The 17,583-nt window shown below is 64.1% G+C and carries 3 protein-coding genes (1 of these 3 running past the window's edge); all 3 read right to left on the bottom strand.

The genetic code is table 11. The features are described from left to right. Positions 1 to 405: 405 nt before the first annotated feature. Entirely contained in the window at positions 406 to 2,874 is a 2,469-nt protein-coding gene (locus J3P97_RS08595) for a TonB-dependent siderophore receptor (RefSeq protein ID WP_434673915.1), read from the bottom strand. Positions 2,875 to 3,207: 333 nt separating this feature from the next. Beyond that, complete coding sequence (locus J3P97_RS08590; protein WP_434673914.1) at positions 3,208 to 6,414, bottom strand: non-ribosomal peptide synthetase; 3,207 nt, start codon at positions 6,412 to 6,414, stop codon at positions 3,208 to 3,210. Next, positions 6,411 to 17,583, bottom strand: partial view of a non-ribosomal peptide synthase/polyketide synthase gene (locus J3P97_RS08585; protein WP_434673913.1) — the 3' portion only. 2,405 nt of this gene lie beyond the right edge of the window; the window shows 11,173 of its 13,578 coding nt (coding positions 2,406-13,578); its start codon lies off the right edge, out of view; it ends in the stop codon at positions 6,411 to 6,413. Before J3P97_RS08585 ends, J3P97_RS08590 begins: the two co-directional genes overlap by 4 nt.

Below are 17,583 nucleotides of genomic sequence, written 5' to 3'. Positions count from 1 at the left end.
GGACCGGCCTCTTCGCGAGCAAGCTCGCTCCCACATGGGATCTGTGGTGTCGCTGTTTTTTTTATTCACTGGAGATCCAGTGTGGGAGCGAGCCTGCTCGCGAAGGCGCTGGGTCATCTTGCATCGACGGCGAATGTGCCCAGGCCTCCATCCCACAAGCAAATAGCCGCTGTCCCAAGGAAAAGACAACCCCGTGGCGAGGGAGCTTGCTCCCGCTCGGCTGCGCAGCAGTCGTAAAAAATACCCTGCTGTCGTCTCAGATATACCGTGCTGAATGGTTTTGGGGGCTGCTGCGCAGCCCAGCGGGAGCAAGCTCCCTCGCCACGGGGTTTGCGTTTCCAGCGAAATTAACCCCATAAAAACCGACCCGCGAAAGGCGGGTCGGTTTTTTGTTGCCGCCGAAAATCAAAACTGCGGCGTGTACTTCACGGTAAACATCAGATTCCTCGGATCACCGAAGTTGTTGTTACCGTTGATCTGGTTGTAAGCCGGCGTGATATACGTCTTGTCGAACAGGTTGTTGGCATTGACCGCCAACCCGATCTCCGGCGTCAACTGATAGCCGACGCGGGCATTCCACACGGTGTAACCCGGAACGTCATAGTTGAGGTCGAAGACCTGCGTATGGCTTTGAGTGGTGAAGCCCAGGCCGGCATTGACACGGTTCCAGTCACCGGTGAACTGGTAGTTGCCCCACACCCGGAGCATGTGTTTCGGCGTCCAGGTACTGAAGACACTGCCTTCGTTGGTCGGGTCTTCCAAGTACTTGGTGGTGTTGTAGGTGTAGCCCGCGAACAGCTGCAGGTTGTCTATCACTTCACCGCTGATCTCGGCCTCGATGCCCTGGCTACGCACCTTGCCCGAGGCTGTCGAGCAACCGAAGCCACCACATCCCGAACCGCCGTCATTAACCGCACGGTTTTCATGGTCGTAGCGGAAGACAGCCAGGGAAGTATTGACCCGACCGTCCATCAATTCACCTTTAAGACCCACTTCATAGTTGGTGCCGATGACGGGCTTGAGCACGGAACCGTTGGCATCAACGTTGGTCTGCGGCTGGAACACGTCGGTGTAACTGGCGTACACCGCCCACTCACGACTCAAATCGTAGACGATACCGGCGTATGGCGTGACCTCCCCCGTCTCACTTCCAGTGCTCGGCGCGTTGGGGGTGATACCGGCCGCCCGTTCGGTTTTCGACTTGTAGCTGAAGTCATACCAGCTGACCCGGGAGCCGAGGATCAGCGTCAGATCGTCCACCGGCTTGACGCGCCAGGTACCGTATATACCTTTCTGGCGAATGTCGTACTTGCTCAGTGTGCCCATGCCACCCGGGCTGTTGATCAGGCCCTCATAGCTGATGTCCGGACGGTTGTTGTCGAGGTCGAAGATATTGTCGGTGCTGCTGTTGAAGGTCCGGGCGTATTTGTCGTCCGTCTCCAGCTGGGAGTAGTTGCCGCCGAGCATGACCTCCTGCTCCATCGACAGGGCTTCGAACTTGCCGACCAGGTTCATGTCCAGACCCACCTTGGTGGACTGGAAGTCGGTGACGAAGTCGGCATATTGCACGCGGCTGCCATCCGGCAGCAGGCCGCCAGGACTTTGCGTGCGCTGGTTTTTCGCCTGGTTGTCTTCGGTCATCTGCACGGCACCGACCTTGAACGCCCAATCCTCGTTGAAGCGATGCTCCAGGTCGGCGTACAGCGTGGTGACGTCGATATCGGAACGGTTCCAGCGCGCGCCGGTGTAGGTCGAGCGCGACACGTCCGGCATCGAGCCATCGGCGTAGCGTGGCAGGCCGCGGATGTTGCCGCGCGACTCGCCATTGGATTGGCTGGCCGCGAAGCCCAGGGTGGTGTCTTCGCTCAGGTCGATGTCCAGCGAGCCGTAGAGCGAGTGGGTCTTGTTCCAGGCATGATCGACGAAGGAATTGCTCTGGTCTTCGTCGGCGACGATACGACCGCGGATGTTGCCGGCCTCGTTCAGCGGGCCGCCGGCGTCCAGTTGCAGGCCGTAGTGGTCCCAGGAGCCGGCCTTGCCGGTCAGGGTCACGGTCGGGGCGCTCTGGCCACGCTTGCGCACCAGGTTGACGGCGCCGCCGGGGCTGCCGGTGCCTTGCAGCAGGCCGGACGCGCCACGAAGGATTTCCAGGCGGTCGAAGAAGATCAGGTCCTGGGTCGCCCAGTTGCCCAGCGAGTAGGTGTTACGCGGGATCGGCACACCGTCGTACTGCCAGTCATCGATCTGGAAACCGCGCGACGAGAGGATCATGCCCTGGCCGACGCCCTGCAGGCCGACAACGCCGGTGGTCTGGTTGACGGCGTCCTTGAAGCTGACAAGGTTCTGGTCATCCATCTGCTTGCGCGTCATCACCGTGATCGACTGCGGAATCTCCTTCAGGGTATGAGTGCCCTTGCCGATGGTCACGGCATTACTGGTGTACGAGTTGCTGCCTTCGGTGGTGGCCTCCGGCTGCTGCGCGTTGATGGTGGTCGCGCCCAGTTCCAGGCCTGCGCCGGAGCCCTTTACCAGCATCAGGGTATTGCCCTCGAGGCTGTGGCGCACGCCGGTGCCCTTGAGCAATTCGGCGATGGCCGCTTGCGGGCTCATCTTGCCGCTGACGCGATTGCTTTTCAGGCCGGCCAGTTCGTCGGCGTTATAGATCACTTGTTGGTTGGTCTGCTCGCCGAACGCTTTTAATGCCTGCGGCAGCGGTTGCGCAGGGATGTTGATGCTGACGTTTTCAGCCATCACCTGGGCGCTCAATGGCAACACGCAGACCAGACCCAGGCCCGTCAACACCCGGCGCGAACGCAGGCCGCGGGACATGACCAGTGCCTTGAACAGCGGTTTCAACTCATGAATTGCCGACATCGTGCTCTCTATTATTGGTAGAAGTGAAAAGTCCATGGGGGCCGAAGGGCCTGCCGCTCGCCAGCACGGTGTACCGCTGACCGACCCCTCCCCGGGTACGGTCATCCGACTGGACGACAGCTAAATTTTTCCTGGACACAACCGGCGCCTGGGCAGCCCTGCCCGAGCCGATTTGCCCGCATACCTTAGTAAGACGCAGCACCTGGGAAAAACCGGAATGAGTTTATTTATCATTCGCGCAAAAGCTCAAAAAAAAAGCCGATGCGAACGGGCATCGGCCTCTTGTTGATTGAAGCGATCGTTCCTACGCGGAGCGTGGGAACGGTCTCCCATTCAGCGGCCTTGCGCGGCCTTGGCGGCTTGCAGCTGTTGAGCCTGTTCGGTCAGCCGGGCCTTTTCCTCGGGGCTCAGCGCTTCCATGCGCAAACGCACCTGAGCGATTTTTTCCAGTTGCCCCGGACTGCCCTCCACCGCTCGCAAGGCCATGGCCAGGGACGCCACGGTCGGATGATCGAAGACCAGCCCAGGATGGATGTCGCACTGCAACAACTTGCGAATGCCGGCCACCAGCTTGATCACCAGCAGCGAATGGCCGCCGGCGGCGAAGAAGTCGCGCTCGATGCCCAATCGTTCAAGCCCAAGCAATTGCGCCATGCGCGCGGCCAGCAGTTGCTCCAGCGCATCGCGGGGCGCGGCATCCTCCTCATCGCTGATCACGACCGCCAACTGCTGCAACGCCTTGCGATCGATCTTGCCGTTGGCCAGCCGTGGGAAACGTTCGATCAGTTGCAGCTGCTGCGGCACCATCACGCCGGGCAGGCGCGCGCTCAGTTCGGCGCGCACGGCGTCGAGCACGCCCGAAGACAGGCCTTGCCGAGGCACGACAAATGCCAACAAGCCCTGCTCGCCGGGCAATACCAGCGCTTCGGCCACCTGCGATACACGGAGTAGCTCGGCCTCGATTTCCGCCAGTTCGATGCGGAACCCGCGCACCTTGACCTGTTGATCGCGGCGACCGTGCAACTGGATCCCGCCGTCCGGGCGATAACGCGCCAGGTCGCCGGTGCGATACAGGCGCTGCGCCGGGTCGAACGGGCTCGGGATGAACGTCTGCTTGTCCGCCTCGGCATTCACATAGCCCCGGCACAACTGCGCACCGCCCAGGTACACCTCGCCCAGCACGCCCACCGGCGCCAGGCGCCTGTCAGCGTCCAGCACGTAGACCTGGTTATTGCCCAGCACCTGGGTCAGTGCCGAACAATCATCGGCAGCGCCATCCAGCGCCAACCTATGGATCATCACTCCGACCGTGGCTTCGGTCGGCCCATAGTGGTTGAACACCCGGCAATCGCTGCGCAACCGGGCGATACGCTCGACCAGCGTCGGCGCAATCGGCTCGCCGCCAAGCACCAGCAGCTGCGGCAGCATCGCCTGCTCACTGTCGAGCAACGCCGCGAGGTGCGACGGCACGATTTTCAGGCAGTCGATCTGTTGTTCTCGCAGGAACCCGGCAAAGAGCGCGCCGTCCTGCATCTGTTCATCACTGGCCACGTGCAAGGTCGCGCCATTGAACAACGCGCCAAACAGCGCCGTATTGCCCAGGTCCGCCGCCACGGTAGAGCTCAAAGCGACGTGTTTGCACTGGCTCAGCCCCAACGCCTGGCTGGCCTGGGCGGTGTAGTTGAGCAATTGCCGATGCTCGATCACCACGCCCTTGGGCACGCCGGTGGAACCTGAGGTGAACAGCACATAGGCAATGTCATTGCCCTTGGTCGTGAGGGCCGGCAACGGCGTGTTTGAAGAACGATCAAGCTCGGCGATTGCCAGCGCCCTGAACGGCTGCGCCTGCCAGGCAGGCAAATGTGTTGCATCGGTGAGCAACACAGCGGCACCGGCCTGCTCCAGCACCAACGCCTGACGGGCCTGGGGCCACTGGATATCCAGCGGCACATAAGCCGCGCCGATGCGCCAGCTCGCCAGCATCGCGGTCACCAGTTCCGCCGAGCGCGGCAAGGCCAGGGCGACAATCGACCCTTCGCCCAGGCCTTGGTCCATGAGGCCCTGCGCGACGCGCTCGACCTGATCTTTCAGCTGACCGTAGCTCAGCGATTGACCAGCCTCGCTCAGGGCGATGGCGTCCGGCGTCTGCAGCGCCAGCTCGGCGATGCGCTGCGGCAGGTAGCGGTTATCCACCAATGCCTGCATCGCCGGGTTGATCGCCCGCAAACGCTGCTCCTCGGTGTCGCCGAGCAAGTTGAGCTGCGCCAGTGGCGTATGCGCAGCCACGAGGATCGAGGCCAGCAGCACCTCGTATTGTTCGAGCACGCTGCGGACCGCGGACTGCGAATAACCCGAGCGGGCGTAGCAGAGGTCGACCGCAACCAGCTGTTGGGTGTCGTCCAGTTGAATCTGCAGCAGCAGTTCGAACGCATCCCGCCCAGGCAAGGGCTCAGTCGCCCACGTCAGGCCAGCGCTGCTGCGAACAGAATTTGCCGGGGCAATCGCGAAGCCATAGGCCGGATACGCCGCCTCCGACGCCAGTTCCGGCGTCCAGTATTCCTGCCAGGTGCGATGGGCTTCGAGACGCGTCGCCAGCTCCGCCAGCCACTCGCTGAACGGCGCGTCGGCGGGCAATGGAACGCAAAGCGGCAGGTTCTTTTCGAACACGCCGAAGGCATTGGCGAAGTAGTCATAGTCGCCACGGCTGTCGTGGCGCACGCCGACCAGCGCCTGCTCAAGACCACCCAGGCGTCCCAGCAGCGCCCACCAAGCGCCTTGCAGTAACGTCGCCAGCGGTTGGCCGAGCTGCTCGGCCAACCGTTGCAAGGCATCGCGTCGGGCCGGCTCGAAGATCAGCGAAATCTGCGCATCGGCTGTTCCACCACCGGCACGACGCGCAGCCAGCCACGGCGTGTCGATCGCCGTCTGCAGGCCGTGCAAATGCTGCTGCCAGTAATTTCTTGCAGTGCCGGCATCTTCATCCAGCACCACTTCGCTGCGCCACTCCAGGTATTGGGCAAACTCACCGGGCGCTTCTTCCTCCGCCCCATCGCCGGCGTAAGCCTGCCGTAGCTGTTCAAGCAGCAGGTTCATCGACGGCGCATCAGCGCTGTGGCGGGCGACGCCCAGCAGCAATTGCCATTGCCGAGACGCCAGACGATAAAGCACCGCCTGGACGCTGGCCGATTCGCCAAGCACAAAAGCCCGGCCAAGCGTCTCGCTGATCTGCGCCCGGACTTCCTCGGCCGGTTGTTCGCTGGCCTGTATCGTCAGTGGGAAACGTCCCGCATGGGCCACCTGACGCAAACCGTGGAAACCGCCGAGCTTGGTCAGTCGCGCCAGCAACATCGGTTGCTGCGCCACCAGCGTGTCGAAGGCGACCTGCAATCGCTGCGGGTCGAGATCATCGTCAATGACCACATTCAGCCAACGCAAGGCCTCGCCACAGGTCACCGTGCCCGACAGTTGCTCAAGTGCCCGTTGCTGTTCGGGCGTCAGGGCAAAACCCGCTTCCTGCGTGTCCATCGTCACCTCGTTCATGCTCCGCTTTCCTCGGTATTGAATGCGCCACGGACCGATCGCCCGGCGCCCGCTGGACGCTCCAGGCTGGCGTGGTCGTACATATCGCCCATGGCGACGACGATCTTGCGCGGCCCCTCGTACGGGTCGCGGGCGTGGGCCACGAGCATGTTGTCCAACAGGATCACGTCACCTTTCTGCCAGTCGAAACGCACCGCGCAGGCTTCGTACAACTCACCGATACGCGCCATCACCTCGTCTTCGATCGGCGTGCCGTCGCCGTAGTACACGTGCCGGGGCATGCGCTCCAGGCCGTACATCGACAACAGGTCCTGGCGCACGTCCGGCTCCAGCCAATGGATGTGATGCAGCTGCACCTGGTTGAAGAAGGATTTTTCCCCGGTGATCGGGTGCGTGATGATCGCCGGCCCCGGCGTGCGGGTCTGCAGTTCATCGTTATCGAGCCAGCGCCACTGGATGCCGCCAGCCCGGCAGCGGGCCTCCACTTCAAGGCGATCCTCGGTCTTGAAGAAGTGCTGCCACGACACGTCGAGTTTGTCGGTGAAGGTGCGCACGTACAGCAAACCCTTGTCTTCGAACTTCTCGCGAAGGTCCGTCGGCAGCTTTTCGTACATCAGGCGGCAATCCACCACCGGGGTCGCGCCGCCCACGGGTGCGGCCTGCTCGCAATAGAACATCTGCTTGCGCGGCCAGCGGTCCTGGTGGGAGCTCTCGTTGTGAAACAGGATCATCTTGCGTTCCGGGTACGGCGTGGACCGGTAGGTGTTCTTGCCGCCTTCCTTCTTCGGCAGGTCGCCGTACTGGCCGTACAGCCCCGGCTGGATCGCTTCGGCGAACGCTTCGAAGCCCTGGATACCGTCCAGTTCGAAGCCACGGAAGAGGATGCCGGCGTGCTCGGCCAGCTTCTGCTCGATCAACGGCCGGTTCTGCCGGATCCACTCGATGACGTCCAGGTGCGGCTCGCCAGGCTCCAGCATCAGCGGGAAACGCTGGGGCGCCGCCACCAGCGATTCGCGCACCAACGCCGGACGCGGCCGCGCGGCCGGGGTCGCCGAACGCTTGAGAAACTTGCCCAGTTTGTCGGCCTTGGGCCCCGGGACGTTGGCAGGCGTGGCGGCTGTCGCCACGTTGTCGACTGGCATGCTGATAGCTCCCAATTGAATGTCCTGATCAGCGACGATCTGTTCCAACAGGGCCGTCCAGGCCCGGATCAGGTACTGGATGCGCTCATGTCCGAACAAGCTTGTGGCGAATTGCCAATTACCGCGCAACTGCCCTTCTTCTTCGTCAACGAACAATGCCATGTCGAATTTAGAATGGTTCTGCAGCGCCGGCAGGAACTCGACGCTCAAGCCGGCCATGGAACGGGTGCGCACCGGCACGTTGTTCATCACGAACAGCACCTGCAACAACGGGTTCATGCCCTTGTGCCGCGGCACGCCCGCGGCCTCGACGATCTGGTCGAACGGCAGGTCCTGATGCTCCAGCGCGCCGAGCAGATGGTCCTGGGTCTGCGCCAGGAACCGGTTGAAGCCGACATCGGCGGCAAAGCGCGAACGCAACGGCAGGACGTTGACGAAGAAGCCGATCAAGCGCTCCAGCTCGGGTTGTTCGCGCCCGGCCACGTCAGCGCCGACGACAAGATCCTGCGCGTCGCAGAGGCGATGCAACAACACCTGGAACGACGCCAGCAACGTGCTGTACAGCGTGACGCCGGCCGCGCTCGACACCCGGCGCAACGCCGCGCTCAGCCCGGCAGGCAGCTCGAACTGCAGCGCATCGCCCTCATAAGAGGCCGTCTGGCCGCGTGGATTGTCCAAAGGCAAATCAAGACGCCCGTGGTAACCGTCGAGCCGCTGCTTCCAATAATCGCCCTGGCGCGCCAGCACGCCTTGGTCTTCCAGCGCCTGCTGCCACAAGGCGAAGTCGTGGTACTGGACCTCCAGCGGCGCCAGCGGCATGGGCTCGCCGCGCAGGGACGCTTCGTAGATCTGCACCAGTTCATTGATCAACAGCCCCATCGACCAGCCATCGGAAATGATGTGGTGCATGGCGTACAACAACACGTGTTCGGTCGGCCCCAGGCGCAGGATCCGCCCGCGCAGCAATGGCGCCTGCTCCAGGTCAATCGGGGTACTGGCGTTGTCCAGGATCGCCTGGGCCACTTGCTCCTGCCGGGCACCGGGCGACAACTGGGACAGATCGACCAGCGGGAAATCCAGCCGGACCTCATCGGCAATCAGCGCCAGCGGATCGCCTTCGTCATCCTGAACATACGCGGTGCGCAGCACGGCGTGACGGCGTGTCACTTCGGCAAAGCTGCTCATCAGCCGCTCGACGGACAACTCGCCGCACAACCGCAGCGCCATGGGCATGCCATAGGCGGAGGTGCCGCCGGCCAGCTGCTCGGCGATCCACAACCGTCGCTGCACCAGCGACAGCGGTGCCGATTGCCGTGGCCCATGGGCCTTGAGTCGGACCTGGCTGGAATCGCCGGCCCGCTCCGCGCCGTCGCCGGTCTCGCTCATCAGTGCCGCCAGTGCCTTGAGTTGCGGATGGTCGAACAGGTCGCGCAGGCTCAGCGGATAACGCGTGAGCTTTCGCAGCCGGGATACGGCCTGCGTCGCCAGCAAGGAGTGACCGCCGCGCTCGAAGAAATGGTCGTTGCGCCCGACCTGTTCCACTTCCAGCACTTCTTGCCAGATGCCGGCGATCCGGTGCTCCAGCTCGTTGGCCGGCGCCTCGTAACCGCCCTGTGAAGACCCGGTTTCGATGCTCGGCAAGGCCTTGCGGTCGAGCTTGCCGTTGGGGGTCAGTGGCAGGTGATCGAGGAACAGCCAGTGGGCCGGGATCATGTAGTCGGGCAGGTGCGCCTTGAGATTGGCCTTGAGTTGATCGCGCAGAGTATTCGCGTCGGTCGAAGCAACCACGTAAGCCACCAACTGCTGCCCGCCCGGCCCTTCCTGGGCCAGCACGGCGACGTCGCTTACCTCGGCTTGCTGCAACAGCCGCGCCTCGATTTCCCCCAGCTCGATGCGGAAGCCGCGGATCTTCACTTGATGGTCGAGTCGGCCCTGGTATTCGAGCACGCCATCGGCGCGATAGCGGCACAGGTCACCGGTGCGATACAGGCGTTCGCCTGTCGTCGAGAACGGGTTCGGCACGTATTTCTCGGCGGTCATCGCCGCGCGCCCGAGGTAACCCCGGGTGATGCCCGCGCCGCTCAGGTACAGCTCCGCCGAGACGCCTTGCGGCACCGGTTGCAGGTTGGCGTCCAGCAGGTAACTGGAGGTGTGCTTGAGCGGGCGACCGATGTTTGCCGTGCCGCCGGCGGTGCGGCGGGTCCAGGTGGAATAGGTGGTGTCTTCCGAGGGGCCGTACAGGTCATAAACATGCTCAACCCCCACACTTACCTGTGGGAGCGAGCCTGCTCGCGAAAGAGCTGGGTCAATCAATGATGGGGTGACTGACGGGACGCCTTCGCGAGCAGGCTCGCTCCCACAGGTTTTGGGTGTCGGGTAGAGGGCATCCACCAGACTCTGCTTCAGCGGCTCTCCGGCCAGATTGATGATGCGCACGCTGTGCGGGATCTCGCCGCTGCGCTGCAACGCGGCGATCGCCGAAGGCACGCTGTTGATCAGGCGTACCTGATCGCGGGCGGGCAGGTGCGGCAGTTCCAGGGCGTTGCGGGCGATGATCAGCGAACCGCCGTTGGCGAGGGTGACAAACAGCTCCCACACCGACAGGTCGAAGCACACCGAGGTCGACGCCAGGACGCCCTGGATGTCGTCGCGGTTGTAGACGGTTCTGGACCAGTCGATCAGCGCCAAGACGTTTCGGTGGGCGATGGCCACACCCTTGGGTTTGCCGGTGGAACCGGAGGTGTAGATGACGTAGGCGAGGTTGTCTGGGGTGACCGTTGTGCCCGGTGCGTTGAAGGGATATGAGCTCAACTCAATCCGGTCCAGCATCAGCACTTCGGTTCCAGCCGGAACCGTCAACGTCTGCGCCACCGCCTGCTCGGTCAACAACACCCGCGCGCGACTGTCCCCAAGCATGTAGGCCACGCGTTCGGCCGGGTAATCCGGGTCCAGCGGCACGTACGCGCCGCCGGCCTTGAGCACCGCCAGCAAGGCGATCAGCAATTGCTCAGAACGCGGCATCGCCACGCCCACCCGCACCTCCGGGCCGACGCCCAGTTCGATGAGCTTGTGGGCCAGGCGATTGGCGCGGCCGTCGAGTTCGCAGTAGCTCAGGCGCCTGTTGGCGAAGGTGACCGCCAATGCGTCAGGAGTGGATTGCGCTTGGCGGGCGATCAGTTGGTGGATGCACAGGTCCTGTTCGAACGGCGCATCGACCGGGTTCCAGTCATGGGTCAAACGTTGATGCTCATCGAATTCCAGCATCGACAGTTCACCCAGGCAGCGCTCGCCTTGAGTAGTCATCTGCCCGAGCAACTGCGCCAGATGCGCCGCCAGCCGCTCAACCGTATCCGGAGCAAAGCTCGCCCGTTGATAACTCATGTGCACTGACAACTGCCGCTCCAACCCCACCAGCAGCGTCAATGGGTAATTGGTCTGCTCCTGAGTCACCGGCGAACCAAAACGCAAGCCGTCCGGCGCGCCCTGCTCCAGCGCTTGGGCAATCGGGTAGTTCTCGAACACCAGCAGGCTGTCGAACAGCGCGTCGCCGCCCTGCCCGGCCCAGCGCTGGATATCCAGCAACGCGGTGTGCTCGAACTCGCGCAGGGCCAGGTTCTGCGCCTGCACCGCTTGCAGCCAGCCGGCCAAGGTCTGCTCGGCCCGAGGGCTGGCGATCACCGGCAAGGTGTTGATGAACAGACCGATCTGCTGCTCGATGCCGGGCAAATCCACCGGACGCCCGGCCACGGTTGCGCCGAAGGCTACCGTTTCTCGACCGGTGTAGCGCTGCAACAGCAGCAGCCACGCCGCTTGCACCAGCGTGTTGACGGTGACTTTCGACGCGCGGGCGAAAGCTTCCAGGCGACGGGTCGACGCTTCGTCCAGCACGTGGACGTGATCGCCGTAACCGCTGCCCATCTCGGCCGGTTTGGCCACCGCATCGGCCAATCGTGTCGGCGTCTCCAGCTGTTGCAGCGCCGGTTTCCAGAACGTTTCGCTGGCCGCCGCGTCCTGGCGTTGCAGCCAGGCGATGTAGTCGCGGTAGCGGCTGCCGGACACCGCAACGGGTTGGCCGCTGTAGCGTTGCAGCACTTCGCCGAGCAACTGCGAATTGCTCCAGCCGTCCATCAGGATGTGATGGCTGGTATAGATCAAGTGATAACGCTCCTGCGCCACGCGCACCACCACCAACCGCAACAACGGCGCCGCATCCAGGGCAAAACCTTGCTCGCGCTGGGCCGTTGCGAGGGTGTTCAGGTGCTCAGGCAGGTCAGCCTGCGTACGTGCGTCATCCAGCTGTAACGCGACCGCTACGCGCTTGTGCACCACCTGCACTGCACGCTTGAAATCACCCTCCCAAACAAAACCGCTGCGCAGCACGTCGTGGGCATCGGTCGCCGCTTGCCAGGCCTGGCGGAAGCGCTCGACGTCCAGCCCTTCGACATCCACGCGCATCTGGTTGATGTAGTGGCCGGCCTGCTGCTCGTACAGCGTGTGGAACAGCATGCCCTGCTGCATCGGCGACAGCGGATAGATGTCCTCCACGTCGCGCGCCACCAGCGGCAAGGCGTCCAACTGTTGCTGTTGCAATCCGGCCAGGGGGAAGTCCGACGGCGTGAACCCGTGGTGCCGCGGCTCGCAACAGTGGTCGATCAATGCCTGCAATTCCCCAGCGTAATCCTCGGCCAGCGCCTGGATCGTCGCTTCATCGAACATTTGCGAGCTGAACGTCCAGTCGATGCTCAACTCGCCGGCATAGACGCTGCCGTTGAGCGTCAGCCAGTTGTCCAGCGGCGCCAACGAGCTCTGCGCCGCGCCCGCCGATTCGCTGGCCGGGACAAACAGGCCCTCGGCGTCGTCGGCAAAGCCGCTGTCGAACTGGCCCAGATAGTTGAATGTGATGCGCGGCACGGGCAGCGCCGCGAGGGTGCGCCGCGTCGGTTCATCGCCCAGGTAACGCAACACGCCGAAGCCGAGCCCTTTGTCTGGGATCGCCCGCAGTTGCTCCTTGATCGCCTTGATCGAACCTTCGGTGGTGGCCGTCGGGGCCAGGCGCACCGGGAACAGGCTGGTGAACCAACCGACGCTGCGGCTCAGGTCCACATCCTCGAACAGCGCCTCACGGCCATGGCCCTCCAGCTGAATCAAGGTCGAGGCCTGGGAAGTCCAGCGGCCGATCACCCGGGCCAGGGCCGTCAGCAGCAGATCGTTGACCTGGGTGCGATAAGCCGCCGGCGCTTGCTGCAACAGGCGTCGCGTCTGGTCCTTGTCCAGCCGCGTCTGGACCTGGGTCGCGTGGCACCTGCGCAAATCGCCCTCTGGATGGTCGCAAGGCAAGTCATGACCGGCGCCTTGCAGTTGCTCTTGCCAATACTTCAGCTGGGACTGCAACGTCGCGCTGCCGGCATGCGCCTGCAACCGTTGCGCCCAGGTCTGCGCAGCCGTGGTCTTGGCCGGCAACGCTGGCGTCTGGCCGGCCTGCAACTGCTCGTACGCCTGTTGCAGGTCCTCCAGCAGTACACGCCAGGACACGCCGTCCACCACCAGGTGATGGATCACCAGCAGCAGTCGCTGGCTGCCGTCGGCCAGGCTCGCCAGCACTCCGCGCAGCAGCGCGCCATCTTGCAGGTCGAGGCTGCGTTGGGCTTGTTCGGCCAGGCGTTCAAGGGCCGGCGCATCGGCCACCTCGGCGGTCCACAACAGCGGCGAGCGCTGCCAGAGCGTGCGCTGTTCGGCCAGGGTAGTGTGGCGCGCGGTCCAGGTGCCCGCCTCGCAGACGAAGGCCAGGCGCAACGCATCGTGATGCTCGACCAGAGCCTGCAACGCCTGCTCCAGATGCGCGGCATCCACGGCGCGCAAGCTCTTGAGCAACACCGACTGGTTCCAATGATGAGGCTCGGCCATGGCCTGTTCGAAAAACAACTGCTGGAACGGCAGCAATACCGTCTGCCCCACCACCGGGCCCTGATCGATCACCGGCCCGTTGTCTCCGGTCGTTGCCACCCCGGCGAGGCCCTGGATGGTCTGGTGCAGGAACAGGTCCTTGGGACTGAAATGAATCCCGGCCTGACGGGCGCGACTCACCACCTGGATGGAAATGATCGAATCGCCGCCCAGCTCGAAGAAATTGTCGGTCCGCCCTACGCGTTCGCGCCCGAGCACGCTTTGCCAGATCGCGGCCAAAGTGTTTTCCACGGCGCTGACCGGGGCACTGTAGCTCTTCGCACTGGCGCTCGGATCGGCCTTCGGCAGGGCCTTGCGCTCAAGCTTGCCGTTGGGGCTGACCGGCATTTTCTCCAGCCACACCCAGTGTTGCGGCACCATGTAGTCGGGCAAGGACTGACTCAGATGTTCCCTGAGGCGCACTTGCAGCGCCTGGCGAACGGCGTCATCGGCGACCAGCAGCTCGGCGCGCGCCGGCACCACGTAGGCCACCAGCAACGTGCCGTCCTGGGCCAGGACCACGGTTTCGCGTACCGCCTCGTGTTCGGCCAGACGCGCTTCGATTTCGCCCAACTCGATGCGCAAGCCACGGATTTTCACTTGATGGTCCATTCGGCCGGCGTATTCGATCACGCCATCAGCCCGATAACGCGCCAGGTCGCCGGTGCGATACAAGCGCTGGCCAGCGTCGAACGGCGCGGTGACGAACCGTTCGGCGGTCAACGCCGCGCGCCGATGGTAACCGCGCGCCAGCCCTTCGCCCGCCAGGTACAGCTCGCCGATCACCCCGACCGGTACCGGCGACAGCTCATCGTCGAGAATGTAGGTGCCGAGGTTGGCGATCGGCTGTCCGATCGGCACGCTGTCGCGGCCCTCCTCGACGCAGGTCCAGTGGGTCACGTCGATGGCCGCCTCGGTCGGGCCGTAGAGGTTGTACAGGCTGGCATCCGGCAGTTTGGCGAACACCTGCTGCTGGGCATCCACCGGCAGCGCTTCACCGCTGCAGACGATCCGCTTGAGGCTGGTGCATTCGGCTACCCGCGGGTCCTGCACGAACGCCTGGAGCATCGACGGTACGAAGTGCAGCGTGGTGATGCGCTGCGCCGTGATCAGCTCGATCAGTTGCGCCGGGTCACGATGGGCCCCCGGCGCGGCGACCACCAGCGTCGAACCGGTCAGCAGCGGCCAGAAGAATTCCCACACCGAGACGTCGAAACTGAACGGCGTTTTCTGCAACACACTGTCAGTCGCATCGAGGCCATAGGCCTGCTGCATCCAGCACAGCCGGTTGACCAGGGCGCAATGGCGATTGCCCGCACCCTTGGGCTTGCCGGTGGAACCGGAGGTATAGATGACATAGGCCAGGTTTTCGCCGTGCACCTTGACGTCGGGATTCTCCTCACGACTGACATGCGACTCCTCAGCGGGCAGGTCCAGTAGCAGACTGCGCAGTCCTTGCGGAATCGGCAAAGCATCAAGCAGGTGTTGCTGGGTCAGCAGCAGACCGATGCCGCTGTCTTCGAACATATAGGCCAGGCGATCCTGCGGGTACTCAGGGTCCAACGGCACGTAGGCGCCACCGGCCTTGAGGATCGCCAACAGCCCGAGCACCATCTCCACCGAACGTTCCACGGCGATGCCCACCAGCACATCGGGGCCGACGCCCAGGTCGATCAAGCGATGGGCCAAGCGGTTGGCCCGGGCGTTGAGTTCGCGGTAGCTCAGGCGCTGCCCGCCAAAGACCAATGCAGGCGCATCCGGGGTCCGGCGCACCTGCTCCTCGATCAGCGCCTGGACGCTGCGGTCGAGCGGGTATTGCCGCGCCGTCGCGTTCCAGTCGATGAGCATGTGCCGACGCTCGTCCTCGTCCAGCAGCGACCATTGCGCCACCGGGCGGTGCAGGTCCTGCACCAGGCTGCGCAACAGGTTGAGCCAATGCCCGGCCATGCGTTCGATGGTCGCCGGCTCGAACAGGTCGGTGGCGTAGGTCAGGGCAGCGTGCAGGCCCTGGGGACTTTCGACGGTGTCCAGGCTCAGGTCGAATTGCGCGGTGCGCTGCGTCCAGCCTACGGGTTCGACGTCGAGCCCCGGCAAGGCCTTGGCAAACACCGAGGCGGTTTCGTTGCGGTGGTTGAACATCGCCTGGAACAGCGGGCTGTGGCTCAGGTTGCGCTGCGGCTGCAGGGCATCTACCAGTTGCTCGAAGGGCAGGTCCTGGTGCATCTGCGCGGCCATGGCCGTCTGCTTGAGCTGTTGCAGCAAAGCGGCGCCGGTCAGGTCGCCGGAGAACTCGCTGCGCAGGACCTGGGTGTTGACGAAGAACCCGATCAAGCGCTCGGTTTCCAGTCGCTGGCGGTTGGCGATCGGCACGCCGACGCGGATGTCGGCCTGGCTGCTGTAGCGATGCAGCAATGCCTGGAACGAGCCGAGCAACAGCACGAACAGGGTGACGTTTTCTTGCCGGGCCAGGGCCTTGAGGTCATCGCTCAAGGCGCGATCCAGCACGATCGGCAGGCGTGCCCCGCGCAGGCTTTGTTGCGCTGGGCGCGGGTGGTCGGTGGGCAGTTCCAGCAGCGGCTGTTCGCCGCCCAGTTGCGCCGACCAATAGGCCAGTTGGCGGTCGCGTTCACCGGCCGCCATCCATTGCCGCTGCCAGACCGCGTAGTCGGCGTATTGCACCGCCAATGGCGGCAGTTGTGCCGATTGACCCTGGACGAAAGCCGAGTACAGGCTCATCAGGTCATCGACCATCACCTGTAACGACCAGCCGTCGGAGACAATGTGATGCAGCGTCAGCACCAGCAGGTGATCCTCCTCGGCCACTTCCAACAGCGCCACGCGTAGCAGCGCGTCGTTCAGCAGATCGAACGGGCGTTGCGTCTGCTGTTCGAGGAAGGCCTGGATATCACGCCCTTCCAGACGCTCCTCGATATAGTCGACTTCGCCCTGCTCACAAATGACCTGGCCAGTGCGTCCATCCTCTTCCACGAATGCGGTGCGCAAGCTTTCGTGGCGCTGGACCAGTGCGGCAAAGCTCTTGCGCAGCGCGCCCTTGTCCAATGCGCCGCGCATCCGCAACGCGGTGGGGATGTTGTAGGCGGCGCCGTCGGGGTCCATTCTCCAGAGGAACCACTGGCGCTCCTGGGCAAAGGACAACGGCAACGGCGCATCGCGAGGCACCGGCGTCATGGCCGGGGCCTGTTCGCCTGTCGTGGTATCGAAGGCGGCGACGAACGCCTGCAACGTGCTGTGTTCGAACAGGCTGCGCAGCGGCACTTCGATGCCGAGCACCCGACGGACCCGCGAGACCACTTGGGTCACCAGCAGCGAATGCCCGCCCAGTTCGAAGAAATTGTCTTCCAGCCCCACGCGTTCAAGCTTGAGCACGTCCTGCCAGATTGCCGCGACCTGTTGCTCGACCTCGCTGCGCGGCGCCACGTAGGCCTGCTGCAAATCGCTGGCCTCGGGCGCCGGCAAGGCCTTGCGATCGATCTTGCCGTTGGGCGTCAGCGGCAGTTGTGCCAGGAACAACAGGTGCGCCGGCACCATGTATTCCGGCAACTGCGCCTTGAGGGCCGCCTTGAGTGCGGTGCGCAACAGCGCGTCCGGCTCCGGCACTGCGCCGCTGGCGGGCACCACGTAGGCCACCAATTGCGCGCCGGTCGGGCCTTCGTGGGCCACCACCACGGTTTCGCGCACGCGGTCCTGGGCCAGCAGCGCGGCTTCGATTTCCCCCAGCTCGATACGCAGGCCGCGGATCTTCACTTGATGGTCGATCCGGCCGAGGTACTCGACCACGCCTTCGGCGCGATAACGGCACAGGTCGCCGGTGCGGTACAGGCGCTCGCCCGTGGCGGAAAACGGGTCCGGCACGAAGCGTTCGGCGGTCAGCGCCGGACGCTGGAAATAACCACGGGCCAGGCCGGCGCCCCCGATCAGCAGCTCCCCCGGCGCACCGGGCGGGTTGAGGGTCAGGTCGCTGCCAACGATGTACAGCGCGGTGTTGTCCAGCGGTTTACCGAGGAACGGACGGTCGCGCTCCAGGCCCAACGGATGCAGCGCCGACCAGATGGTGGTTTCGGTC

It is taken from the genome of Pseudomonas sp. R1-15 (genome assembly GCF_051132085.1).
GTDB lineage: Bacteria > Pseudomonadota > Gammaproteobacteria > Pseudomonadales > Pseudomonadaceae > Aquipseudomonas.
This window is presented reverse-complemented; position numbering and strand designations above follow the sequence as displayed.